Source organism: Pectobacterium versatile (genome assembly GCF_020166435.1).
GTDB lineage: Bacteria > Pseudomonadota > Gammaproteobacteria > Enterobacterales > Enterobacteriaceae > Pectobacterium > Pectobacterium versatile.
This window is the reverse complement of the sequence record NZ_JAINZP010000005.1, coordinates 85,938-111,687: the sequence shown is the minus strand read 5'-3', so window position 1 is coordinate 111,687 and position 25,750 is coordinate 85,938. Positions and strand designations below refer to the sequence as shown.

Annotated in this window: 23 protein-coding genes; 6 read left to right on the top strand and 17 right to left on the bottom strand. The window is 48.4% G+C overall.

The features are described from left to right. Positions 1-21: 21 nt before the first annotated feature. Positions 22-408: a hypothetical protein gene (locus tag K7X24_RS08430; RefSeq protein WP_224554241.1), complete on the bottom strand. Its 387-nt coding sequence runs from the start codon at positions 406-408 to the stop codon at positions 22-24. Positions 409-646: 238 nt separating this feature from the next. On the opposite strand from K7X24_RS08430, the gene K7X24_RS08425 reads away from it, so the two are divergent. After that, the gene (locus K7X24_RS08425) at positions 647-1,192 is read left to right on the top strand and encodes a hypothetical protein (protein ID WP_224554239.1); all 546 of its coding nucleotides are present in this window, start codon (positions 647-649) and stop codon (positions 1,190-1,192) included. Positions 1,193-1,239: 47 nt separating this feature from the next. Here K7X24_RS08425 and K7X24_RS08420 read toward each other — a convergent pair whose 3' ends face one another. From K7X24_RS08420 to K7X24_RS08405, 4 genes are all read right to left on the bottom strand, one after another. After that, entirely contained in the window at positions 1,240-1,797 is a 558-nt protein-coding gene (locus K7X24_RS08420) for a hypothetical protein (RefSeq protein ID WP_044207364.1), read from the bottom strand. Between the two features lie 148 nt (positions 1,798-1,945). Beyond that, positions 1,946-2,092 (bottom strand): type II toxin-antitoxin system prevent-host-death family antitoxin, encoded by a 147-nt coding sequence (locus K7X24_RS08415; protein ID WP_224554237.1) that lies wholly within the window; start codon positions 2,090-2,092, stop codon positions 1,946-1,948. Between the two features lie 20 nt (positions 2,093-2,112). Then, complete coding sequence (locus K7X24_RS08410; protein ID WP_224554427.1) at positions 2,113-3,477, bottom strand: Fic family protein; 1,365 nt, start codon at positions 3,475-3,477, stop codon at positions 2,113-2,115. Between the two features lie 169 nt (positions 3,478-3,646). After that, positions 3,647-3,937 carry a hypothetical protein gene (locus tag K7X24_RS08405; RefSeq protein ID WP_224554235.1) on the bottom strand — a complete coding sequence of 97 codons (291 nt, stop codon included), beginning with the start codon at positions 3,935-3,937 and terminating at the stop codon, positions 3,647-3,649. Between the two features lie 398 nt (positions 3,938-4,335). Here K7X24_RS08405 and K7X24_RS08400 point away from each other — a divergent pair, with 398 nt between their 5' ends. The 5 genes from K7X24_RS08400 to K7X24_RS08380 all read left to right on the top strand — a co-directional run bounded on the left by K7X24_RS08400 (position 4,336) and on the right by K7X24_RS08380 (position 11,413). Continuing rightward, the gene (locus K7X24_RS08400; RefSeq protein ID WP_224554234.1) at positions 4,336-6,210 is read left to right on the top strand and encodes an MrcB family domain-containing protein; all 1,875 of its coding nucleotides are present in this window, start codon (positions 4,336-4,338) and stop codon (positions 6,208-6,210) included. An 18-nt stretch (positions 6,211-6,228) separates the two neighbouring features. Continuing rightward, positions 6,229-8,709 carry a restriction endonuclease-like protein gene (locus K7X24_RS08395; RefSeq protein WP_224554232.1) on the top strand — a complete coding sequence of 827 codons (2,481 nt, stop codon included), beginning with the start codon at positions 6,229-6,231 and terminating at the stop codon, positions 8,707-8,709. Between the two features lie 319 nt (positions 8,710-9,028). After that, a complete protein-coding gene (abiEi, locus tag K7X24_RS08390) occupies positions 9,029-9,553 on the top strand; it encodes a type IV toxin-antitoxin system AbiEi family antitoxin (RefSeq protein ID WP_224554230.1) in 525 nt (174 codons plus the stop codon). 28 nt (positions 9,554-9,581) lie between these two features. Beyond that, positions 9,582-10,469, top strand: a complete 888-nt coding sequence (locus tag K7X24_RS08385; RefSeq protein ID WP_224554228.1) for a nucleotidyl transferase AbiEii/AbiGii toxin family protein — start codon at positions 9,582-9,584, stop codon at positions 10,467-10,469. Positions 10,470-11,053: 584 nt separating this feature from the next. Further along, positions 11,054-11,413: an acyl-CoA dehydrogenase gene (locus K7X24_RS08380; RefSeq protein ID WP_224554226.1), complete on the top strand. Its 360-nt coding sequence runs from the start codon at positions 11,054-11,056 to the stop codon at positions 11,411-11,413. Between the two features lie 246 nt (positions 11,414-11,659). Here K7X24_RS08380 and K7X24_RS08375 read toward each other — a convergent pair whose 3' ends face one another. From K7X24_RS08375 to K7X24_RS08320, 12 genes are all read right to left on the bottom strand, one after another. After that, positions 11,660-12,664: a TIR domain-containing protein gene (locus K7X24_RS08375; protein ID WP_224554225.1), complete on the bottom strand. Its 1,005-nt coding sequence runs from the start codon at positions 12,662-12,664 to the stop codon at positions 11,660-11,662. Positions 12,665-12,720: 56 nt separating this feature from the next. Continuing rightward, positions 12,721-13,665, bottom strand: a complete 945-nt coding sequence (locus K7X24_RS08370) for a hypothetical protein (RefSeq protein ID WP_224554223.1) — start codon at positions 13,663-13,665, stop codon at positions 12,721-12,723. 233 nt (positions 13,666-13,898) lie between these two features. Next, positions 13,899-15,158: a tyrosine-type recombinase/integrase gene (locus K7X24_RS08365; RefSeq protein WP_224554221.1), complete on the bottom strand. Its 1,260-nt coding sequence runs from the start codon at positions 15,156-15,158 to the stop codon at positions 13,899-13,901. A gap of 193 nt (positions 15,159-15,351) precedes the next feature. Further along, positions 15,352-16,215 (bottom strand): YicC/YloC family endoribonuclease, encoded by an 864-nt coding sequence (locus K7X24_RS08360; RefSeq protein ID WP_224554219.1) that lies wholly within the window; start codon positions 16,213-16,215, stop codon positions 15,352-15,354. 98 nt (positions 16,216-16,313) lie between these two features. After that, positions 16,314-17,222, bottom strand: a complete 909-nt coding sequence (locus tag K7X24_RS08355; protein ID WP_039542502.1) for a LysR family transcriptional regulator — start codon at positions 17,220-17,222, stop codon at positions 16,314-16,316. Between the two features lie 206 nt (positions 17,223-17,428). Next, on the bottom strand, positions 17,429-18,376 hold the full coding sequence (locus tag K7X24_RS08350) for an isoaspartyl peptidase/L-asparaginase family protein (protein WP_224554218.1): 948 nt from the start codon (positions 18,374-18,376) through the stop codon (positions 17,429-17,431). A gap of 59 nt (positions 18,377-18,435) precedes the next feature. Continuing rightward, positions 18,436-19,257 carry a M55 family metallopeptidase gene (locus K7X24_RS08345; RefSeq protein WP_224554217.1) on the bottom strand — a complete coding sequence of 274 codons (822 nt, stop codon included), beginning with the start codon at positions 19,255-19,257 and terminating at the stop codon, positions 18,436-18,438. A gap of 26 nt (positions 19,258-19,283) precedes the next feature. Then, positions 19,284-20,360, bottom strand: a complete 1,077-nt coding sequence (locus tag K7X24_RS08340; protein WP_411961340.1) for a P1 family peptidase — start codon at positions 20,358-20,360, stop codon at positions 19,284-19,286. 8 nt (positions 20,361-20,368) lie between these two features. Continuing rightward, positions 20,369-21,268, bottom strand: coding sequence for an ABC transporter permease subunit (locus K7X24_RS08335; RefSeq protein WP_224554216.1), 900 nt, complete (start codon positions 21,266-21,268; stop codon positions 20,369-20,371). Between the two features lie 8 nt (positions 21,269-21,276). Further along, complete coding sequence (locus K7X24_RS08330) at positions 21,277-22,197, bottom strand: ABC transporter permease (protein ID WP_010300711.1); 921 nt, start codon at positions 22,195-22,197, stop codon at positions 21,277-21,279. A gap of 18 nt (positions 22,198-22,215) precedes the next feature. After that, the gene (locus K7X24_RS08325; protein WP_224554215.1) at positions 22,216-23,757 is read right to left on the bottom strand and encodes a glutathione ABC transporter substrate-binding protein; all 1,542 of its coding nucleotides are present in this window, start codon (positions 23,755-23,757) and stop codon (positions 22,216-22,218) included. 106 nt (positions 23,758-23,863) lie between these two features. Further along, on the bottom strand, positions 23,864-25,735 hold the full coding sequence (locus K7X24_RS08320) for an ABC transporter ATP-binding protein (protein WP_224554422.1): 1,872 nt from the start codon (positions 25,733-25,735) through the stop codon (positions 23,864-23,866). Positions 25,736-25,750: the final 15 nt, after the last annotated feature.

Here is a 25,750-nt window from a genome sequence, read left to right as displayed (position 1 = left end):
TTTTGTCAGAGGCTCACGTTTCTAACGCGCAGGGTCATAGGCATTGACCTCATGGCTCCACGGAATAGCACGATCGTCGACCGCGACGTGCCATTCACAGTGTGTCAAAACGCCGCGTATTTCGGATAAACACTGGCACCAGTGCTGTACGCCAATCCAAGTTGCTTCTTCATCATTGTCGGGAAGTTTGGTTGAACCGGAGAGGACAATCCCCCTCCTGAATACGTTACCGATTTTCACGTTGAGGGTGAAATCAAATGATTCCCAATTCAGGCCTTCACCGGTCGTCAGATATTTCTCAATGTGGTCATTAACGGAATGGCGTTGGACGATATCCTTCACGGCAGATATCTCTGTCTGGCTCAGAGATTTTTTACGTCGAGCGGTGTAATAGAGCGAAATTGCCACGTTGCCTCGTTTATACCCGTCATACTTCAAGCTGCTTGTGCGTTGGCTGCCCTTACTCACCCCAGTCACTTACTGCTGTAAGCTCCTGGGGATTCGCGCAGTTGCCGCCTTCACGCAACTCGAATTATTTAGGGTATATTAATAGTGTTTAAGGTGAGGTAATAGAGCATAAATTTTCGAATAAAAAACGGCGTAAAATAATCAGGAAGTTCTGATTTTATAAAGGTAAGGGATGGTTATGTTTGGGAAAATTCTTCTGATAGGAATAAGCGCGATATTACTCAGTGGATGTTCGGTTGCGACCTATAGTCATAAACTGGAGGATTATCAAGGCGCTGACCGTGTGGGTATGACGTTCGATAATCGCAACCTCGACTATGTTCGCGTTTATCCGACGACTGACAGATGTATTAATATTGATGCACCAGAAAATGGCTATACCAATAATGCGTTTGGGTTCCAAACTAAACTCAATAATAAAGAACTCGGTTTCCCTGAAATCCCAGAAACGCCAACGATGATTCGTGAATTTTGGGTGAGTGCGAAAAACAATATCGCGGTAAGAATGATTGCGGGCAATGGCGGATTTAGCACCGTGACGTTTAAACCTGTAGTGGGGAATTACTATTACGTCACTGGCAAGTTTGATGGACCTTATTCGCCCCGACGCATTGAAGTCTACGAAGTGTTCAAGACAGAGAAAGGCTACTACGACCGCCGCCCCGTTAAAGATTTGATGCTGAAAAACTGCGGCCAGTTTACTTCCAGAATGCAGAAATTCTAATGCCGCTCTTGGCCAGACGTGACCAGTCTGGCCGCCTCAACTGAGTTTTACGTCAGCTGTTTCCCGGTAAACGTACCGGCATACCAGGCATCCATCACCGACAGCAGATTTTTCACTTCCTCGACGGTCAAGCCATAAGAATCAGCCGTTTGATGAGGTTTAACGACGAGCAGTGCAACATCGGCACGCGTATGCAGATAATCGAACTGATATTCCACTTCGCTATTGTAAAACAGGCTTCCGCCTACGTTTCCGGCCTTACGTAGCTGCTTGATCTGTTTATCTTGCGCGTTCGGATCGTCTGCCCAAATCAGGAAATCACGCAGCGGCTGCGTCTGGCGGGAAAAATCATCACGCGTGAAGCCGAAATAGGCATAGCGTTTTCCTACCACTAATGCAATTTTGCTTTTATCGTCCGTAATTCTGACGTTAAAAGAACGCTTTTCTACGGTACAGTCGCGAAACTGCGGCTTGTACTCACAGGCGGAAAGATTCTTCGCTTCATACACTTCATAAAGCCGCATCGTGGCATATTTATCGAAGGTGGTAACCGCCTGACAGCCGGTTAAGGCAAAAAGGATGAGCGGGAGGACGAGATAACGCATGACGGTTGTTTTTCCCTGTTTTGCTGCTGGTGAAGACGTTCTAAAGATAGTGTCGGTGGTTTGGTGAATCGATTGGTACTGCGATGATGGGACTATATTCCCATTTTTGATGGGATTGTAGGAATACAGTCCTATTTTGTTGTATGTATTATCGGTCGTTCAGCGTTTTGATAGTATGACCATAGCGCTGCATGATGAGAGCAAATTCGGCGTCTAGCTTGGCATTTTGGCGATCTTTGGATACCGTTCTGCTGCTCGCCACTGTTACGTTTCTGTCCTGACGAGTAATTCCCACCGATTCTTCCGTTCATTCAATTATTTTTTCCACTCAATAAACATTTTTTCTGTAATGCCAAGTCCAACGATTGATCCAACATGAAGTTGAGCTAAATCACTGAGTGTCATGGTAATAAATTTATCGGCAGAAGGAATGTTATTTTCTGCACAATATTTCTTAAGATATTGTTCTGCAAACGGTTCATTAAGATTTTCCCGGATAATGCTCCCCATCGCCACTTTTCGTGCCGCACGATGTTGTATGCGATAAATATCAATTTCGCCAATCGACTCTTTTACTACATCATATTGTTCGCAAGATCTCGTATAGGCCCATTTGAACAGCTCTAAAGCGGGCAGGAGCTCATTGGTTTCATAGAAGTACAGCAGTGACTTAAAGTAATCCTCTTGCGGTACATCAATAAAACTTAAAGGGCAAAAATTGTGCTTAATAAAAGGGATATTGCAGGATAATCGAGCGGTTCGCTTGTTTACGTCTTCAAAGGCTTGTAGATAAGATAAATGAATGAATAAGAAAAAGCTTTGTTCAAAGGGGTTGTGGATTTGTTCTGCTTTGCGTAGCAATAGAGAGAAGTATTCCTCGAGTTGATGGGGGTTGTTTAGCGGAAAATAGGCCGATCTTCCAATAGAGACTTCTATTTGCCTGATATTACCGCATGCGTTGGGATTGGCGAGTAAATCTTGCGAAAGTAGGGCGTGAATGTTTCTGATCGTGAAGGCATTAATTATTATCTCTTCAGCATTTTCAATTAAAAATTCAATCGCTTCTTTGTGGTTCATGATCATGATGGTTTCTTCATGAACTTTACCATCGGCTGTCAGCCCCTGTTCTATAAGTTTTTGTGTATCAAGCTTGGAGTAGGTATTACCTTCTAGTCGACTAGAGTTATAAGACAAATCAATGAGTAGGCGTTGACTAATATTCCTCGCGTAAGTACCGGCTGCAAGTGTGTCATCAAATCGTTTCCCCATTTTCGCCAGCGTCGTTTGTATCTGATCCGGTAGGTACTGGGTTACGTTGGGTAAATAATTATTCAACATATCAAATTGATAGCTGGATTTTTTACGCGCGTATGAAGGCGTATCTAAATAGGCGAGCTGTGAGATAGCCTCTTTGGAAAAGATGGGGTGATTGTCCTCATCTGCCCGTATTGTCCCTATGTTGTTATCGGTAGTGTCCTTATCGAATGACTTAAGGACATGCAATGAAGGTGAATTGTCCTTATTTGCATAATATTTAGTATTGCGTTTTTCCCCTACCGTCACGATCTGTCCGTCGTCGTACAGCTCTTTAAGTCGGCGCTGTAGTGTTTTCTTATTTATTGAAAATAATAAAAATTCTTCAATTTCTCCCAAGCTTTTTGCTTCATCGAACTGAAGCATTGCTTTCAAAATTGATGTTTTCTCTTGCCGTATACGATTGTCTTGGCTCATTTTTATAAGGACAGAATGGTAGTAGGTGTCTCTAAATGTAGTAAAGATAAGGACAAGATGCAAACCAATAAGGACAGTTTATAGGAAAGTTGTCCTTATTGGCTCTGATAGGGACAGTTTAGGTGAGGTTTGCTGTGCGAACTGATGTGGCCTGTTCGCTGATTACCAGCAATGCCGGAATCAAATGTGCACAGGCGTTGAAATAGGCGCTGAGTTGTTGAAGATTTTCTGTGGCCAGCGATTCGCTTAGATACTGTAAACCGTGGCACAACCCTTCAACCGACTCTGCGGCGATTGCGCTGAGATCGTCCCGCTGAGCATGACTAAGGTGATCAATGGGTAACGAAGCGATCAGGTCGCGGAAAATGGTAATGGAACTCTCGGTAGCGGCAGCATTTATGGTAGTCATTGGCGATCCTCCTTGAAAGTCAGTGCCGCCAATTGTCGATGCTTTTTACGGGTTCAGATACTACGAGTTTCGTAGTCATGTAATCGAAATTGATGGCTTAAATCACTTTCGATTACATGGGGTGAAGAATACAATACTTGCCTAAGTATCATCAGATGATAATATGAATATTCATGTATAAATACACAGTTATATATTGCGGACTGAGTGTCAATGCCAACAGGTTTTTATAAAACCATGCCAGAAGTTGATGGCCGAAAACGCTGCGTTGTTGACATGATGGCTGCTGAAACACTTGACGTCTCCGTGTGTAGTAGAAAGAAATAGTATTGCGTAATAAAATAAATGGCTGTTGTGGCGAGATATCATAAATTTATTGTCTTAATTTAGGAGCTAGGATGAGCCTGCAAGAAAAATTTCAGATAATAACTAAAGGTTGGGTTGCGGCCACAAAAGAGGGGTTTACTAATAACCCAATTGCGAATTTATTGAGAAAAGAGTTAAAAAAAGAAATAGAAGATATAGTTAGTCAGTTTGATTTGACTTATGAAGTAGAGGCTAGTGCTGGAGCAGGGAATTGGGCAAATGTTCCTTGGATATCTATTCTTAATCCAAAAATTACAAGTACCACTCAAGAAGGAATCTATCCAGTATACCTTTTTAAAGCTGATGGCTCAGGATTTTATTTGTCCCTTCATCAAGGTACAACAAGCCCAGCTAAGAAATGGGGAAAGAAAGTTGCCGAAGAACGCGCTGAATATATAAAGAAACAGCTATTAAACAAAATCCCTGATTTAGAGCGCTGGGGCGTTAAGGATATAAATTTAAAAGCAGATACACCTCTTGGTAAATCGTATGAAAAACCAAGTGTTATCGCAAGATATTATTCTGCTGACAGTATTCCGTCTGATGAAATTCTAAAAAGTGATTTGTATTCATTACTGAAATTCTATAAAGAAATAGAAGGGATGGGATTTGAAATGCAAGAAATATCAATATCCACCAAAGAAAAATTGATTGGAAAAGATAGCGACAGTATTCCCCTCCCCAAACCTTTCCTACTCCTCGCCGGCATCTCCGGCACGGGGAAATCGCGTTTTGTTAGTAAACAAGCGGAAACAACGGGAAGCAGTGAAGAAACCTACTGTTTAGTTTCCGTCCGGCCGGATTGGCATGAACCCAGCGATTTATTAGGTTATACCACCCGCTTGAATAACAATGCCGAGTACGTCACCACCGATGTGTTGCAATTTATTGTTAAAGCGTGGAAAGCCATTGCAGAGACCGGTGTGCAAATCGCAGAGAACAAAACGGCAGGCCACCGTAATGATTTACACGCAATACCGCCGTATTGGCTATGCCTAGATGAAATGAATCTCGCCCCTGTTGAACAATATTTCGCTGACTATTTATCCATACTGGAAACCCGCGAATGGGAATGGAAGGGTGATGAATTTATCTACCAGTGCGACCCGCTATTAAAAGCCTCGGTGATTAAGTTACTTTCTCCTGATAAACAGAATGCGTTGTGCACGAGTTTGGAGTTAGACCCGACTTCTGCGTTATGGCTTGAATTTTCTGAGAATGGTATCGGCATTCCCTTTAACTTACTGGTGGCCGGCACGGTGAATATGGATGAGACCACGCACGGCTTTTCCCGTAAGGTGATTGACCGCGCACTGAGTTTTGATTTTGGTGACTTCTTCCCTAACGATTTCGACGAATATTTTTCACCCACCATCATTCCGAAAAAGCTGTCCTATCCCATTTATTCAAGTGCTGTGAAGAATAAAGCACGCTTGCCTGCAATTGATGCAGATGGCAAAAAGAGTATTGCCTTTTTACAATCGCTCAATATCGAGCTGGATAACACGTCCTTTAAATTGGCCTATCGTGCCTTAAATGAATTGCTGCTGAGTGTGATAAGCCTACAGCCCGAAAACGACGAAGCGCTACAAGCCGTTTGGGATGATTTTTTAATGTGTAAAGTGTTGCCTCGTATTGAAGGCGACAGCGATAAACTGGCTCAGCATAATATTGATCAGTCCTTGCTCGTGCGCTTATCCGGTATTCTGCGTGAGCAATTGTCTCTGGTGTGGCCTAAGCAACAAGCGTCGCCTGAGCAACAAAATTCACCTGCTGTTCGGCCCGATTTTTATCGTGAAAAGCAACAGGATGGCGCGACGATAATGATTGCTTGCCGCAGTCGCGCTAAAATTGATTGGATGCAAAATAAGCTTGTTCAATCAGGTTTCACCAGTTTCTGGCCATAACCCATAAGGCGGTACGAAATGCCCGAATTATTGCGAGTACAAACTGAGCATTTTGAACTGTCGATTTGGTGTAATGATATCGCTAAACGGCAACAGGTTTATCGTAATACGTTGGCTAAACGAACCCAGTACGCTGACGCGAATAATCCCCCTATCGTGGGCTCGACGGTGCGTTTTTCCCCTGCGATGGATTTACAGGAAGTGGCGGTTCTTGATGAAACCCTCATCTCTGACGCGTTGGGGAACGCGCCCAGTGTGCAGAGTGAATGTGTTAATTTGCGGGAACCCTTATTTTTTGAAAATGCGCAATATCAGTTTGAGTGGGTGTTTTTTAATGATGTGGAGCAAGCCTGCTTAACTCATCGCGTTAGGTTAGTGAATGAAGGTTTTCGCTTTGCGGCAAAGAAACGCGACATTCCCGCTCGCTTAACGGGCACCATCAACACCGGTAATGATGTGGGCTGGATGCGTCTGCCACTTAGCTATCACCTTGCAGGTCAGGATTATCGGTTTACCCTTGCTTTTGACGTGTTGCCGACCAAAATGGATTTACACCGTGATTTGCCCGAGATGTATCGCGTACTTGACGATAACTATCCGCTATGGCGTTTTAGCCTTGCCGAAAAAACCGAGCAAGAGGCAGAGCAAAGCAAACAGCGTGGTGATTTTCCGTTACTCTGGTTAGCTAATTTCACGGCACTGAGGCAGCGTTTCGAACAAAGTTTAAAAATTATCTGTCAGGCGCCTCATAGCCGCCTACAGCCCAACGTTTCATTTGTGCGTGCGGATCGTTTAAAAGGCCGGTTGCCTCATCGCTTAGCCGAAAACGTAATCAAAGACCTTGAAAAGGGTCAGTTCGATAAACGCTATCGCGTTGAAAAAAAGCACTTAAGTGTTGATACGCCAGAAAATCGTTTTATCAAGATGGTGGTCACCCAGTGCAAAAATCGATTAGCTGAGTTTGAACGTAAGCTGCGAAAAAATAATCAAGCCCCAGAGAATCAACGCCTTTCCGACTCGTTCCTCAACGAAATTGGCAGTTGGCAAAAACCATTGAGCAAAATGCTAAACCACAGCTTTTTACGCGAGGTTGGTGCATTTAACGGTTTGGCTAAATCCTCACTAGTCCTACAACAAAAAACGGGATACAGCGCGGTATATCGCATTTGGCAAGAGCTTAAATGTTATTTGGATGTTTTTGCCAATCAAACCAGTATCTCGATGAAGTCGGTTGCCGAAATTTATGAGGTGTGGTGTTTTCTGGCATTGCGCAACATTTTAGTCGACGATCTTGGCTTTAAGGATGTCACGCCGAATCGCCAAGCCTTAGTATTAAAAAATGACGTTGAATATCAATTAAAGAATGGCTTTGCGGGCGCGTTTGTTTTTGAACGCGATGATGGTTTAGTGGCGAGATTAGCGCACGAACCGAGTTTTACCCCAAATAGCAAGGATATTCGTTCTTACTTCGTCTCTCATTGTCCTGATATTGTCTTGAAGGTTGAATTCCCTACGCCGAGTGACAAATGCTTTATTTGGCTGTTCGATGCAAAGTACCGTATTCAAACCAAACCGAGCCAAGTGGATGGTAGCGATGCGCATAAATACGATATTGATAAAATCGATTTGGTGCCGGACGATGCGATTAACCAAATGCACCGTTACCGCGATGCGTTGATCCGTATTACGCAAGATAAATCGTCCACGATAGGCCATAAAAGTCGTCCAGTGTTTGGGGCCTTTGCCCTCTATCCCGGCTTTTTTAACCAACACGTGGACGACAACCCTTACCTTGATATGATTTCTGAGGTGGGGATTGGGGCATTTGCGCTTCTTCCAAACGACAAGGAGCAAGTTGGGTGCCGCTGGATGGTTGATTTTTTAAAGCGTCAACTTGGCGTTGCGGGAAGTGATTACAGCACGCAAAAATTGCAAGAGCGTTTATATTTGCAAGAAGCCGCACGAATCCCTTATTACGGTATGGAGCAAACGCTTTATCCCGATTTAGTGATGACGGCATCCTTGGGGGGTACTAAAGGGCGAGCCAGCACGTATTTTGATAATTTTGAAAACGGCACATCAGCATGGTATCACACCAGAGTTGAGACATTTAATCAGGCGATGAAGAATGCCAGAAGCCACATTGTCGCAGAAATACGCTACCTCGCTATCGCTTCAACGAGTGACCTTGATCACCACTGGAAATCGATTAAGAAAATATGGCCGATTAAAAGCCAGAGAATCGTTAAAAGGAATGAATTAACGGTGGAGCACGCAGGGAAACTAAGCATCGATTCATACGATTGTGTTTTGTTTGAATTAGGTAAACCATTGACGTTAAACACACCGATTGAAAACGTTCCTCATCGGCCGATTCGTCATTCGATGAAGTTGACAACATTAAGTGCGCTGGAGGCGGCTCAGCAATTTAATTCTGTGAAAGACGTCTATAAGGAAGCCTTGACGGTATCACATGCAGGAGAGGGTGAAGGGAAATAACGCGACAAAAACGCTCTGAGCGTTGTATCTAATACTGGCCACTTATCAAGCATAGTGTGAGCGCACCTTGCGCTCTTCAAAGTAAGCATCCAAAAGCATGCCTTGCCCATTCAAAATGGGTATCACCGTGTCCAAATTTTATAAAAATGCTCAATATGGGCATATTGGTGTCCCTGGCTGGCGATATACAAGAGTCGAGAGCGAAGGTTACTCAGGTTTAATAGGTCTACACTAAGTTACTTATCACGTAACAATCTGTAGACCTTTCTCTTGCGCAGGTCTACACTACATTACTTATTTGGTAATGTAGTGTAGACCTATGGCTAAATCTGATGAGCTATTAAGCGCGTTGGCTAAATCAGTGAACGCTGGCGGTGGCATTCACAGTGTAGCAGAGCTGGCTTTTATGCAGGGTGTGCCTTGTGACTCAGCCTTTAGAAAGTTCCTGGCAGATTGCGTAAAGAAGGGGTTGCTAAGACGAGTGGTGAAAGGCTTCTATGAAAGTGTTATTACACCACCTGAGCCTGAGACTGCCATTTATAAAATCATCAAAAAGTTGCGCAGTGGCGTATTGAACTACATCAGTTTAGAAAGTCAGCTCAGTCATACTGGTGATATTTCACAAGTTGTGATGGGTAGAGTCACAGTGGTGACTAAAGGTCGAAGTGGTTGTTTTGATACGCCTTATGGCGTGATCGAGTTTACCCATACTAAAAAGCCAGTCGAGCAAATTGCACCTAATTTGTACTATGACCCCGACATCAACATGTATCGCGCATACAAGGAACAAGCGATTGCAGACCTAAAGCACTGCCAGCGTAATCTACATATGTTGGAGAGCTAAGTATGGGGAAGTGTGTGGGAGATAACGTATGCTGAGGCAACAAATTCGCCAAATCGTCCAGTCAAACCCTGACTATGCCGCAGTGACACCCGTCATAGAAAAAGAGATCTTGCATCATGACATTATCGATGTGCTGATCAAACAGGGCGTCATGCAGCGGTTAACGTTTATTGGCGGCACCTCATTACGAATGTGTTACAACAGTAGCAGGCTATCAGAAGATCTTGATTTCAATGGTGGTCATGATTTCCAGCCCTCAGCGTTTGAGGGGCTGGAGTCCGAAATCCAAACCTATATTCAGAACAAGTATGAAACCGAAGTTTGGGTAAACAAACCTTCTGGCGAGCAGCAAGGGGATACTGTTTCTTGGAAAATTAGTATCGTAAAAGAAGCTAATCGTCCTGATTTGCCACGGCAAAAAATGCATATTGACGTCTGTGCTATTCCGTCATTTGATATTGAAAAACGCCCACTAATCAATCATTACAACATCGTTGTACCGACTGAAGGGATCTTGGTTCCGGTACAGTCGTTACAAGAAACATTGGCCGATAAGTTGATCGCGTTAGCGTATCGGGCAAGGCGTATTAAACCTCGTGATATCTGGGATATTGTTTGGATTAAGCAGCGCGGTATTGATTTATCCAAAACACTGGTTGAAAAGAAACTCACCGCCAGACAGAAGCAAACAGTAGACTTTCGACAGGCGCTGTCTATTCAGTTAGCCAAGCTAATGTTGGAAGATGAAGTCCGTGACGACTTCAATATGGAAATGAGCCGCTTTATCCCTAAGCCAATTAAAGAGAGAACCCTCGATAATCCTGAATATTGGGCTTATGTTCAGGGCGAGGTACATGCCATCGCGTCTGAGTTACTGAATGACGGAACACCAAAAAATCCATTTGATATGGGTTAGCCCCATGTTTTTGTCCTCCATCATAAAACAAAAAAGACCATTATTTACAATGGTCTTTTTATCCTGACGCGACTTAGTGAGAGAACGCGAGAGCGCGTGATGAATCTGAATGTTGAGTAATGCTATATATGCGTTGATTTACAAGTGTTTTATATAATCATCTTTTCGATTAGCTACACCCTTAAGTACACCGTAAGCAGCATGCTATGCTGTATATGCTGCTTAATTGCTCAACGCAGCGTGGCCACTGATTCCAGAGCTCGCACTCATCGAATAGCACTGTTCTGTGTCGGGTTAGTAAGGCAGTCAAGCATGAACGCCCTAGCTGTTGTCTAAGACTGGCTTTCAGCGCTATTACGCTGGGTTCTTTTGGGAGGGTAAGATCAAGCAGATGATTATAAAGTCGACCTGGACAGAAGAGCGATACAACATTACTAATGTTTATTCGTGTGTTAATTGCAGAAACACCTATAATACTCAACGTATGGAAATACGAAAGCAAGGATATTCTAGTACAAAATTATATCGGTAATAATTTGTTGGTATAGACATTTTTATATTTAACAGTATATAAAGGAGTAATAATGAAAAAGATAGTCCTAACTTTGCTATTGGCCAATGGCTTTACTATGGCGCATGCAGCTAAATACGTTAAGCGAAATGGCGCTTTATCGTTGTCGACGGGGAATGACACTGCTGAATTTAATATTAATGCATCTCACGGTAATGCTTCTGGTGTTTGTAATATGGAGGGCATTGCCGAACGTGTCGGTGCAGGCGCAGGGCTGCGAAATCGTTGGCTTCACAGCGACTCATCGAGTGCATGTGTAGCGGTAATTAGTGAATTGAATAATGGCTCATTTAACGTAATGACCCGTAGTTGTGAAAACTATTGTGGCGTTTCTGCTGAAGGCTCTATGGAGGGGAACTACAGAAAGAAATAATCAATCAGGCATACATAAAGAGAAATAAGAATTCTTCCATATTGGTGTAACTAAATTACTTGCAATAATATGTGACTGTTTTATATTAATTACTCACCGCATTGAAAATTTTTGTTATTGGTTCTGCTAATTGCATTCATACATAAAATAAGATAATAGCAAGTGTCAGAATATTATATCGGCGTTGCCAATTTAAACGGACAATATTTATTGGCTCATAGAAAAAAAAGAGCAACCGCATTTATTTTAATCTTCATTTTCTTTAATTTCTTTATAGTATGACTTTAAAGCCAAATCACCATACTCCTCCAGGTCAATTTCTATATATTTTGAATGTATGTAATTCAGTAAATTATCCAATGAATAATTGAGTTTTTTAAGAGCTATTATGTAATCGGATTCTGATGTTACTTCATTCGCTTTGAACTTATATATATCATCCCTGAAATGGTGGAAATTTAGACCAAATGAAAGACTTTTCTCAAAATTTTCCATTAGTAAATTAATATGTTCTTGAAGCTTTAAGTCATAAAGTCTAAATCCAATAAATGACTGAATTGATTGCATATTATAGAGGGCGGTAAAAGTGTTGAAATTCATTATCATCATATCAATTCCATAATTGATATGTTCTTGGATTATTTTTGATGGCATCTGTTCAAGGAATCTTTTAAGCTTCATTAAATCCCTATTTCTTTTTATTTCTTTAGTTGGTGGTTTATTTACTGAAAGTTCAGTTTCAGGCAGCGTATTGATTAACTCTAAATTTTTAGCTATAGCTGAGGTTAACACTTTAACTATGTTATCTTTGTTTTCAGGATCACTCAAATCACTTTCGCTGAGATTATATTTGAGGATTCTTTTTGTCTTTAAGTCAAATGGTAAGGTCTCTACAGCTGCATAGGCCTCATTAACAATGAAAAATGTTCTGTTAAATCCCTTTTTCCCTACAGAGTAACCTGATTCAAATAATACGTTTGAGTTAGGCATGTTTTTCCCAGTACTTGAAGTTAGTATTGGGGTTATATCAGCAATAAAAAATGAACATCTATCTATTTTTCGCATTATTGTATCAACGATATCTGGGGAACCTGACTCATTTAGTGTATCTTTATCAAGAGTGAAATGTGACTCTTTACTTTCTGATGTCGAGTTAACTTTTTTTATTGCGACTGTAATAGATTTTTCTATAACATTCCTGTTTGTTTTTGAAGATATATCTGATTGCCAAGAGTAAAATACTGTTTGCATATTTCCCCATTATAGTCTCAATTAGCGTGAATAGTATATTGAACTTTTAAAAATAACTATGATTGTAAATCGGTGATGATTGACAAAGCGTTATCATTAAACCCAACCAAATCACCACCATCTATAAACCGCTCAAGAAAGATAAAAACTTGGGTGATAGGATCGGACCATCTCTTCTTTATTTCTGTAACGAAGAAACCAAATTCATCATCAGGGCAGCTATACTTCATCTGAGGGCCACATAGGAAAAAGAATTTTAAGCAGTTTAACACTTCTAAAAAATCACTGATAAAGAAATGTGATTTTTCAAACAAAAGATGTACTCTTGGTATTCCTTTATAATTGGATTCTTCGAAATACACCAATTTCTCATCACCATCAACAACGCCAATACCAAAAACACAGAATTCTTGTTTACCTCCCCAAAAAGCTTCAGTCCTCATCTTGTTTCCATGGTTTCCTTCAACCTCACCAAATATTCCAACTGATGAGCCAGTTAATGTGTTTTCTAATACTAAGCAAAGATCAGAATATCCAATAAGATCAGAAGTAGAATTTTTCATTTCTTTATAGGGAAATATTTCTGTGAATCTATCTTCAAGTTTATATCTTAGATGAGAATCATTTCCTGATATATAAAAGGTAAATTGTTCCAAGTCTCTATTAAAACAAACACCATATAACTCCTCAAGCCTCTCAATCAGTTCGATAATGATATGGCTGCCCACTTTTTGATTAAAAAGACTTGCAAAGAAATATTGAGCACCCCAGTTTCTGATAAATGACTCAATATATTCAAAAAAATTCTGAGGTAGGTTTCCTCTTAAAAGGCTTAATGACCAAAGAGGAAACTCTTTGAATCTTCTTGGGGAGTACTGCAAATTTTTATGGTTATCCATACACTTTAAGACACTATAAAAATGCGTTGCCCAGTATGACTTTTGATCTGGTATAAAAATTGGGTTGATTGGTGTGAGGATACTTTTTTTTCCGCTTCTCATAGGTCTCTTTGATATCTCCAAATACAAACTCGATTATAATTGATTCTTTTAAACATTTAAAATGCGTCGAGTTAGTATCATATCCTTTACTTTCAGATACTAGCAATCCCCATGACCTGCCCCCAGCATTAGATACAACCATCAGTTAGTAATGTCGGTTTGTTTAAAGAAGATCACAAAGGCTCCGTTGTATACTGTATGAGTCATATGAAAGACTACGTTTGTACTAGGCTTCAGGCTATACTTTTTCTAAACAGTGTCACGTTATAGTCCTCACCTCTTTCTAAAGAAACAAGCAAGTCAGCCCACAATTCCAACGCTTGCTTCCTCTCATTGAAATACTGATAGCGGTTGTAAATCCCCTCAACACCTTTGATTCTGTGATTCAGGCAGCGCTCTGCAACTAGATCAACCCCTAACGCCGCCAGATGTGAACGCGCGGTACGCCGAAAATCATGAATAGTAAAATTAGGTACATCAGGTAGATTGCCCTTTACCTTGCTCAACGCAACAGGCAGTGTGCTTTCTTGAATATGCGGAATCATGCGGTGCTGCATCTTTCTTGCTGGAAGCACCCACTGGCTATTGCAGGACATTTGATGCAGTTCTTTCAACCATTCAAGCGCAGGTGCAGGAATAGGGATGTCGATCGCATCACCATTCTTAACTCGTTCTGCTGGTAAGTGCCAAACCGCTTCATCAAGATCGAACTCCTCCCAACGCGCACCGCAAAGCTCCATTTTACGGCAGCAGAACACCAGCAGAAGTTTCATTGTTAGCTCATTTTGACGTGAGAAGCCTTTTGTCATGGGCATAGCCTGAAAGAGCTTCATCAATTCGTCACGGCTGAGCCAGCGTTCTCTGCTTTGTTCCTGTCCGCCAGCATCTGAGATTTCAAAGGCGCTAGTAGGATTGCTTTCAAGCATATGTCGCTTGATACCGAAATCAAAAATACGGCGCGTCCAGCGAAGAACGTCATTAGCAACTGTAGGCGCTCCACGTTGGACGATTTTTTGCAGCATATCGTCGATATGCCAGGCTTTAACTTCTTCGATTCTGAAATGCCCGATATTAGGGTTGATGTCTTTGTCTATGCGGCGGCGCAGAATGTCAGGGTGCTTCCACCGGTTGAGGATCTGACGCTCAAAGTATTCCGCAGCTAGTTCTGAAACACGGAGCACATGTTTCTCTTCTTCCATCTTCTTCAGCGCTTCAGCTTTACGTTCCTGCTTCTCTCCCGCTACGTCATGTCCCAGAGCAACACGAGCGGAAAGTTCTTTTGCGATTTCTCGCGCTTTCGCGAGCGAAATGCTGGAGTAATAGCCAATCAGCATAACTCTGGCTTTGCCCGCCATTTTGTAGCGAAATCGCCAGAATGGGGCGCTATAAGTCTCTGGAAAACATATGTATAACCCATTCCCGTCAGAGCGACCCGCAAAGTGCTCATTGTTTCTAATCCATGTACGGATTTGTATGTCTGTCAGTTTTCCCATATGTCCCTCATCATCAGAGGAGGTGTACTTAAACGAGTGTACTTAAGGCTAAATAAGTACACCTTTAAGCACACGCAGAACACGCGCTGTAGTGATACGATATGAGACTATATAAAACAAAAAAGGCCATGATTTACAATGGCCTTTTTATCCTGACGAGACTTATTGAGACTACGCGAGATCGCGTGAAACGTTACTCGATGTTCTGAATCTGTTCCCGCATTTGCTCGATCAGCACTTTCAACTCAATGGCTGATGCGGTGACGTCGGCGTTGATGGATTTCGAGGCCAGCGTGTTCGATTCACGGTTGAATTCCTGCATCATGAAGTCGAGGCGGCGGCCGACGGCTTCTTCTTTTTTCAGGATTTTGTAGGTTTCTTTGACGTGAGCGTCGAGGCGGTCGAGTTCTTCCGAGACGTCGACGCGCTGTGCCATCAGAACCAGTTCCTGTTCCAGACGGTTATTTTCCAACTGCACCTGCGCATCTTCCAGCTTGCTTTGCAGACGCTCGCGCTGCCATAGCAGGATGTTCGGCATCTGGGCGCGCACTTTGACGACTTCGGCGCTGACGCCAGCCAGACGCTGTTCGATCATCCCTTTCAGCGCATCACCTTCGCTTTCACGGGCGGCGATGAAGTCATCCAGCGCGCCTTCCAGTGCTACCAGCAGTTCGGCGCTGATGGCGTCCAGATCCTGCTCTTCCGCCGACATCACGCCGGGCCAGCGCAGAATATCAACCGGGTTGATTTCCCCTTCGTCGCTTTGCATCTTGACCCAATTGGCGGCATTAACCAGCTGTTTCGCCAGTTTTTCGTTCAGGATCAGCGCACTTTGCGCACTCGGGTCGAGCTCAAAACGCAGGTTGCATTCGATTTTGCCACGGGTTAAGCGGGCGCGGATGCGCTCACGAGCGACGGGTTCGAGGCTGCGGAATTGTTCCGGTAAACGAAGATAGGTTTCCAGATAGCGCTGGTTAACGGAACGCAGTTCCCAGGCTGCGCTTCCCCAGTTGCCCTTGATCTCTCGGCGGGCGTAAGCGGTCATGCTGCGAATCATTGGTGCATACCTGTAAAGCAAATGATGAGAAGGATTATAGCGTTGAGTCCCGCGCAGGGGATAGGAAAAACCGTCTGTGGCGTAGCATCTGTCGTGAATCAGGCGGCGTAAAGCAGCGTCTCGTTCTGTCTGGCGATGTCGCGACAGCGATTTTTCATCATCTGTTTCAGTTGCAGCGTCGCCTGTGACTGTGGGTTGTCGCGGCGGCTGATCAGCGTGACTTCAAAAGGCAGCGGCTGATCGATAGGGACGATTTTGAGCTGATCGGCATAGCGACAGGCGGTAAAGAGATCGACGATGCCCGCACCGCCGCCCGCCAGCACCATATCGGCAATCACTGAGTAGGTTTTGATGTAGAGCGAGGCAGCCGGCTGTAGCGCCTTGTCGCGTAGTGCACGGTGTACCACCTGGCCGAGCGGGTCCTGATGCTGCATCATCAGCAGATTGTTGTTGCACAGCCATTCCAGCGAGACGGGGCCGTTTATCGGGCTGTCTTTCGGCAGCAGGGCAACCATTGTGGACTGGAACAGCGGTTCTGCCAGCAGCTCAGGTGGCACCTGCTGACCAAAGATCAGCGCGAAGTCGAGCTGGTTTTGCAGGATGTTCTGGCACAGCGTGCTGAAGTGTTCGGTGACGAGTTCGACGTTAACCGAGGCTGCCTGCTTATGAAACTCCACCAGCGTTGGGGCCACGATCATTTGCCCGAATGCATGTGCTGCACCGAGCCGTACGGAGTGTGCCTTGCTGGTTTTGATTTGTTCGGTGAGGGAACTGATGCTTTGCAGATGACTGAAAAGCTCCTGCACTTTCGGTATCAGGCGCAGCCCTTCTTCGGTGGCGATCATGCCCTGTGTGCGACGTTCAAAGAGGGAAAAACCGAGCTGCTGTTCTGCGTGATTCAATACCCGGCTGACGTTGGGCTGAGAGACGTTGAGTAAACGGGCGGCGCCGCTGATGGTACCTGCCTGAACAATGGCCTGGAAGATTTCAATATGGCGTAATCGCATGGTTGCAGGCTCCGGCTGACGCTTTCTGATGAGCATCGTATGAGTAATGACCAGAATGCCTGCAATTATTACGCCAGGTTATAAGCACCTGGTAATAGTGCATAAGCTGCCAATGAGAAAAATTTATGCACTACCGTGATGCACTTAATTGGTGCTATAGCACCAATTAAGTGCATTTATCTTTTATATCACCTGCCATTGCTAACTTAGCGATAGATATCGGCGACGGGAGCTTCTCCCACGTAGCCATAGCCGCGATACATGCCTTCGCTGTTAAATGGCAAGGCGATGTTGCCTGCTTTATCGACGGCAATCATCCCGCCGCTGCCGTCCATTTGCACGAGTTTCTCCATGACTACGCGATCGCTGGCCTGCTGTAGCGTGAGTCCGGCATACTCCATCAGCGCCGAGACATCATAGGCGGCGACGGCACGCATAAAGACCTCGCCAGTACCGGTGCAGGAAACGGCTACCGTCTGGTTATTGGCGTAACAGCCAGCACCAATGATGGGGCTATCGCCCACGCGTCCGGCCTGTTTGTTGGTCATGCCGCCCGTCGAGGTTGCCGCCGCGAGGTTACCTGCGCTGTCGAGCGCTACCGCGCCCACGGTGCCGAATTTACGGTCGGGATCGATCGGGTCGTTCTGACCATCATGATCGAGGATGACGCGGCCTGAGCCTGCCTGCGCGTTATGGAGCTGCTGACGGCGTTCATCGGTGGAGAAAAACGCCGGATCGACCCTTTCCAGATCGTGCTGCTGTGCAAAGGCTTCCGCGCCGTCGGCGGTAAACATCACATGCGGGCTGGCTTCGAGCACGGTGCGTGCCGCCAGAATCGGGTTACGGATATGGCTGACGCAACTGACCGCGCCAGCATCCAGCGACCGTCCGTCCATGATGCTGGCGTCCAGTTCATGGGTTTCTGCGTGGGTGAAGACCGAACCGTGTCCGGCATTGAATAGCGGGCACTCTTCCAGCAGACGGACGGCTTCCGTTACGGCATCCAGCGCGCTGCCGTTTTCAGCCAAAATACGCTGTCCGCTGGCGACAATCTCGGATAGCGCAGCCAGATAGCGTTGCTCTTTTTCAGCGCTCATGGCCGAACGGGTCAGCGCACCTGCGCCACCGTGGATCACAATCACGGGTTTTGTCATGCGATAAATTCTCTTTTCAAGCGGTTTACACCCCAGAATCAGGGGCGGATAGACCGGAATCAGTTTTGCGTCGTTGCCAGATAGGAAAAGGCACCCAACAGGCTGGTGATTTCCCGCATGTTTTGCGCGGTATAACCTACGGTTATGGCATCCAAGCGTTCAACGTTCGGCAGTAGACAGAATAGATCGGCCAGTACCGGTTTTGCCACCATCAGTTCGAGACGGTAGGGCGCCTGAATCCGTGAATTTAACGTACGGTGTGCTTTTTCCACCGCCGCTTTGGCTGCATCTCGAATCACCTGACGGGCCTGCTCGGTGCTGAGGGACTCCGCCGCATGCTGTGAAATGGCGCGTTTGACGCAGGCGTAGTCGGTGGCAGGGTAGTAGCGGGCGATCCAGCTTTGGAGTGTGTCGTCACCGCTGACCAGCCAGATCGGTGTTTTCTGTTCCACACCAGCGGCAGCGTAGATGTCGCTCTCGCCCATGATTTCACCGTTGATGCGCACGCGGTAGAAAGCACGACCATTGATGGTATGCGACAACACGCCAAACTCGCCTGCCGCGCTGTGATAACCGATGAACATCAGGCCGTCGAACTGTTGTTGCTCCAGCCCTTCTACCATCGAATAGCCGCGCGGTTTACCTTGTACCAGCCGGGCGCGGGCGTCGATGTTCTCCGCACGCAGATTGACCATTGCCGCATGGCTGTCGGCGACCACCACCTCTGTTGCGCCACCCGCGAACGCACCGTCAATCGCGGCATTCACTTCCTGCTCCATCAGGCCGCGTGCCAGTTGGTATTCCGCGGTTCCGGGGCTGCACTGTTCCGGGCGCATCACGCCAGCGATCCCTTCGATATCAGCAGAGATAAACACTTTCATAATCAGTTTCCTACGGGAGAATTTGCTTATGGATAAAGAGTTGCAGCCAACCGATCCAACGCCTGTGGCAGCGTCGGGCGATGATGGCCGCGAAAACCGGTCACGGCGTCTGCCTGAAGCATGGCGTCGAGCACCGCGTGTTCTGTAGCATCGGCGGCGGCGCTTAACAGCGATTCAAGCTGCGCATCCTCCGGCGGTTGCGGCTGTGGGCAGGTGGAAAACGCAACGGCGATATCGCCGGAGCCGTGTCCCCAGTAGCTGCCGAGCCGACCTAATCCTGCACCAGCACGCTTGGCGATGCGCTTGAGCTGTCGGGCATCGAGCGGGGCATCCGTCGCCATGATAATGATGATCGAACCGGCGTCCTGCTGCGGTGCGAGCCCTGGCAGGATAGGGGCGAGGGCGTCTCCTATCTGCACGCCGTCCAGCGTCAGCGAAGAAAGCGTGCCGAAGTTTGCCAGCGCCAACACGCCGAGCGTGGCGTTTAATTCGGGAATCAGGCGCGATGCGGTGCCGATGCCGCCTTTCAGGCTAAAGCAGCTCATACCACGCCCAGCCCCCACGCTGCCGCGTGCAAAGGTGTCCGTTGCATCGTCCAGCGCTTGCCGTGCCATCGGTTCTGTTACTGCCAGCGCCTGAATGTCGTTCAGCCAGCCGTCGTTGCACTCCAGCGCCAGCGGGTTAACTGTGGGCAGCGTGCGGCCCAGTTCTGGATTACGGGAAATGGCATCGCGCACCAGCGCGGTAAACAGCGTGCCGGTTGCCAGCGTGTTGCTGAGTAAAATGGGCGTTTGCAACAGCCCCAATTCCTCAATCTGTACCAGCCCAACGGGTTTAGCGAAACCGTTCAACACGGCCGCGCCGCAGGGCAGGGGCTGAGTGAACAGGTTCTCACCGGGCGGCACAATCGCCGTGACGCCGGTTTGTACTTCACCCGCTGCCAGCGTGCAGTGGCCGACGCGCACGCCCGCTATGTCGCTGAGGCGGTTATGCGGCCCGCTGGCCGAGCGCGGCGTACCCAACTGCCGCGTCGTTTTCCAGCGTTGTAGCAACAGCGCCTGCTGCTGCTGGTGATAGTCGTTCATCTGGTGATCGCCGTGCATCGCCTTCCTCAGCTTTTCAGTTTGGGATCGAGCGTATCACGCAGCGCATCCCCGAGCAGGTTAAACGCCAGCACGGTGAAGAAAATCGCCAGACCGGGGAACACGCTGACGTGCCAGGCACCTGCCATCATCAAGCTGCGGCTCATGGCCAGAATGTTGCCCCATTCCGGTACGTCCGGCTCCGGGCCTAGGCCGATGAAGCTCAGGCCTGCCGCGGTCAGGATACTGGTGCCGATACGCATGGTGAAATAAACGATCACGTTAGGCAGCGTGCCGGGCAGGATGTGGCGCATCAGCACAATGCGATCCGGTGCGCCGGCGCAGCGTACCGCTTCCACATAGGCCGCCTGTTTCAGCGACAGCGTAGAAGCACGCACGATGCGGGCGAAGACCGGTACGCTGAAGACCGCGACGGCGATAATCACGTTATTCAGGCCGGGGCCGAGGATCGCGACGACCGCAATCGCCAGCAGCATGCCGGGGAAGGCGAACAGCACGTCGGAACCGCGCATGATCAGCGTATCCACCCAGCGGCCGTAGTATCCCGCCAGCAGGCCGAGCACGATGCCGACCAGCATGCCCAGCGTGACGGAAAAGATGCCGATATATAACGAGATGCGTGCACCGTAGATGATACGGCTCATCACATCGCGCCCGAGATCGTCGGTACCCATCCAGTGCGCTGCTGAAGGCGGTGAAGCCAGCGATGCCCAGTCAGGCTCCATCGGGTTCCACGGTGCCAGCCAGGGGGCGAAAATGGCGACAAGTACCAGCAGCAGGACGAAGCCGCTGGAAACCAGCGCCATCGGGTTACGGATAAAGACCTGAACGAAGTCGCGCCACGGCGAACGTATCGTCTCTTCATCAAGCGTGGCAACAGCCACGACGGGTTCTGGAGGAAGGTGCATCGTGTCTCCTAACGTAGGCGAATCGCCGGATTGACCACCGCGTACAGCAGGTCCACCAACAGATTAATGACAATAAATTCAAACACGAACAGCATCACCAGCGCCTGAATGACTGGTTGATCCTGCGTCTTGATCGATTCAATCAGCAGCCAACCCAGACCCGGCCAGCTAAACACGCTTTCAACCACGATGGAGCCACCGAGCAGGAAGCCGAATTGCAGCCCAAGCATGGTGATGACTGGAATCAGCGCGTTACGCATCACGTGCTTCCAGGTGACTAGCCGATTGCGCAGCCCCTTGGAGCGCGCGGTACGGACGTAGTCTTCCTGTGCGACTTCCAGAAACGCGGAGCGGGTAAAGCGTGCCATAACGGCAGCTACCGATGCCCCGAGCGTCAGCGCGGGCAGAATGATGTCGCTGGGCTGATTAAAGCCGCTGACGGAAAAGACGCCGAACGGCATGGCGACAAACTGAATCAGCAACAGGCCGAGCCAGAACGGCGGCATCGAAATTCCGCCGACCGCGAAGCTCATCAGCGTCCAGTCCTGCCATTTGCCCCGCTTGAGCGCGGAAACCACGCCAATCAGCAGGCCAAGCAGCACCGACCAGACAAAGCCTGCCAGCGCCAGCCACATAGTGGGCATAAAGCTCTTGCTGATGACGTCGATGACGGGTTGCTGGGTGCGGTACGTCACACCCAGATCGCCGCTGAACATGCCGCCGAGCCAGTGGACATACTGCTGCGGCAGCGGGTCGTTCAATCCTAATTGCTGACGGGCGGCTTCCACCGCCTCAATGGTCGCGTCAGCACCTGCGTAAATACGTGCCGGGTCACCCGGCAACAGTTTTATAAAACCGAACACTAACAGGGAGACCACCAGTAGAACCGGGATCATTTCCAGCAAACGTCGGACGATATAAGCAAACATGGCATTCTCCCTGACCGATTACTTAAATTCAGCCTGATCGAAGATCAGTGAGCCATCAGCCAGCATGTACACGCCGTCGAGGTTCTTGGTTTTGCCGACAACGTTGTCCGGCGAGCCCAGGAAGACCACAGGCGCATCCTGCCAAATCTGACGTTGTGCATCAGCGTAAGCCGCGGCACGTTTGTCTGCATCGGCAGTTGCCAGCCCAGCGGTAATCGCTTTATCCGTTACCGGATTGCTGTAGTAGGAAACGTTATACGCAACCGGAACCCAGGACTCTGTCGCGAACAGCGGACGCAGCGCCCAGTCAGCATCACCGGTAGACGGAGACCAGCCGTTGTAGAACAGGTCAAATTCGGCGTCTTTCGGATCTTTTACGCCAAACAGCTTGGCGTTACGCATCCCAGAATCCATCGGGGTGACGGTGACCTTGATGCCGACCTGCTCTAACTGCTGCTTGAAGAACTGCGCGCTACGGATGTAGTCGGTGCGGTTCGTCGTCCACAGCTTCAGGCTCAGGCCATTGGCGTAGCCCGCTTCTTTCAGCAGCGCCTTGGCTTTCTCTGGGTTATAGGTGTAGTTCGGTGAGCTTTGGCGTGCGAAGAACTGCACGTCTGGTGCCATCGCAGAAGAGGCAGGAACGCCCATGCCTGCAAAGCCGACTTTCAGCCAGATGTCGCGGTTGATGGCGTAGTTAAGCGCCTGACGCACGCGGATATCGTTCAGCGGCGGACGCAGGTTGTTCATCGCCAGCCAGAATTGATAAATACTCGGGTCGCGCTGAATCGCCAGCTTGTTGTCATTTTGTACGGTGCCGATCAGATCGGAAGGCAGCGGATATACCGCATCAACCTGACCGGATTTCAGCGACGCCACGCGGGTGGAATCTTCCGGCGTCGGGTAGAAGGTCACGCTGTCGACTTTCGGCCAGCCTTTCTGCCAGTAGTTGTCGAATTTCACCAGCTTCACGTCTTTACCCTGCTGCCATTCGGTGAACTTGAACGGGCCAGTACCAACTGGGTTCACGCGCAGCTGTGCTTCGTCTGGGTATTTCTTCAGCGCTTCCGGGCTGTGCATAACGGCAGACGGGTGCGCCAGTGTGTTCACAAAGGCACCGAAAGATTTGTTCAGCTCGATTTTGACCTGAGTAGGCGACAGAACCGTGACGGTTTGTACCATGTTAAACAGGCTGTTGCGTTTTAAGCCTTTGCTCTGATCGGCCAGACGGTCGAGGTTAGCTTTAACGGCGTCGGCGTTGAAGGGGGCGCCGTCCTGGAAGGTGATGCCTTCGCGCAGCGTAACGACGAACTCGGTGGCGGTGTCATTACTGGTGTAGCCCGTCGCCAAACGCGGCACCAGCTTCATTTTGTTATCGAACTGGAACAGACGCTCGAAGATGCCGCTCTGAATGGAGTAGCTCAGCGTATCCGAGGTGTCGTGCGGGTCGAGCCCGGTGATATCGGCATAGATGGAAATACGAAGGTCTTGCGCCTGGGCAACAGCCGCCAGACAAAGTGAGAGCCCGAGGGCAACGGCAGAGCGACGAACGAATGGCTTCATGGTTTCTCTCCTGGTCAGTATTGAACGTGTGTTGTGTTTTATAAATACGTTGTTTTTTATAAATAAATTGTGTTTTATGGCTATTTTCTTGTCATGACGTCGTGTTTCAGGCTGCCGATTCGTTGTCGGCGACCCAGTGCTGCGGCGCGACCTCTCGGTAGCGCGTTTTGGCGACGGCCTCGCCTGCTTTACGCAAGGGTGAGGGGATTTCGCTGTCGTCAAACTGGCGTGCGCCGCGACGGGTTGGATCGGCAATCGGAACCGAGGCCAACAGGCGGCGAGTATACGGGTGCTGCGGGTCGTTAAACACCGACTGGCGCGGGCCGATCTCCACAATCTGGCCGAGGTACATCACCGCGACGCGGTTGGCGATGCGCTCGACTACGGCCATATCGTGCGAGATGAAAATCCACGACACGCCGGTTTTCTTCTGGAGATCCATCATCAGGTTGACGACCTGCGCCTGAATTGACACATCGAGCGCCGAAACGGCTTCGTCAGCAATGATGACCTGCGGCTGTAGCGCCATCGCGCGGGCAATCGCGATACGCTGACGCTGCCCGCCGGAAAATTCGTGCGGATAACGACGCGCGTGCTCAGGCAGCAGGCCGACGCTTTTTAACAGCGCCTGTACTTGTGGTGTGGCTTCTTCTAGCGATTTCACCAGCCCGTGCAGCAGCAGCGGTTCTGCAATGGTGAAGCCGACCGTCAGGCGCGGGTTGAGCGAGGCGTACGGGTCTTGAAACACCATCTGCATTTCCCGACGCAGCGGCTGGAAATCACGCTCTTTCATCTGGGAAATTTCGTTGCCCTGAAAATGGATGCTCTCGGCTTGGCTCTGCACCAGACGCAGCAGGGCGCGTCCGGTGGTGGACTTGCCGCAGCCGCTTTCCCCGACGATAGCCAGCGTTTCGCCCGGCCAGACGTTGAAATCGATCTGTTCTACCGCGTGAACGTGGTGGGTGATAGTGGATAAAATCCCACTGCGCATGGGGTAATACACGCTCAGTCCGCGAATATCCAACAGCGGTTCGGCATCATAGCGGGCGGTAACCTGTTCACTATTTTCGGGATCGGTAGCCTGTCCCAGTAAAGGAAAGCGCTTCGGCCAGAGGCTATCGCGCATGTCGCCCAGCTTCGGTACGGCGGCCAGCAGCGACTGGGTATAAGGGTGTTGCGGTGCGGCAAAAATCTGTTCGACGGTGCCTTGCTCCACGATCTCGCCGCGGTACATCACCACCACGCGATCAGCGATTTCCGCCACCACGCCCATGTCGTGCGTGATAAACAGCACCGACATGTCACTCTGCTGTTGCAGGTCGAGCAGGATTTGCAGAATGCGAGCCTGCACGGTGACGTCCAGCGCGGTGGTCGGTTCATCGGCAATCAACAACTGCGGATCGCAGGCCAGCGCCTGTGCAATCATCACGCGTTGACGCATCCCGCCAGACAGCGAGTGTGGATAGCTTTTCATCACGCGATCGACATCTGCGATGCGCACCTTGTGCAGCAGCTCACGGGCTTTTTTGTCCGCGCTGGCGGCATCGCAGATTTTGTGGTCAAGCAGGGCTTCGGTGAGCTGATCGCCGACTTTCAGCACCGGATTAAGCGAGGTCATCGGTTCCTGAAAAATCATCGCGAGATCGCGACCACGCAGCTTACGACGCGCTTCTGCTTTCATGCTCAGCAGGTCATGCTGTTTGCCGTCGCGTGCGGTGAAACGGAGCGCGCCGCGTTCGATGTTGGCAGAATCCGCCAGCAGCCCCATCACGGCGAGTGACGTCACGGACTTGCCTGAACCACTTTCGCCGACCACGGCGACCACTTCCCCTTTATTCACGGTAAAGGAAATGCCTTTTAGCGCCTGATGCGTACCGGAACGGCCGCTAAAGCTGACGCTCAGATCGTCGATTTCCAGTACAGGTCTGGGGGCGTTACCGGGTGCTGTGGCGGCACCCGCGTGCATGATATCCGTCATGGTCACTCCGGTGGA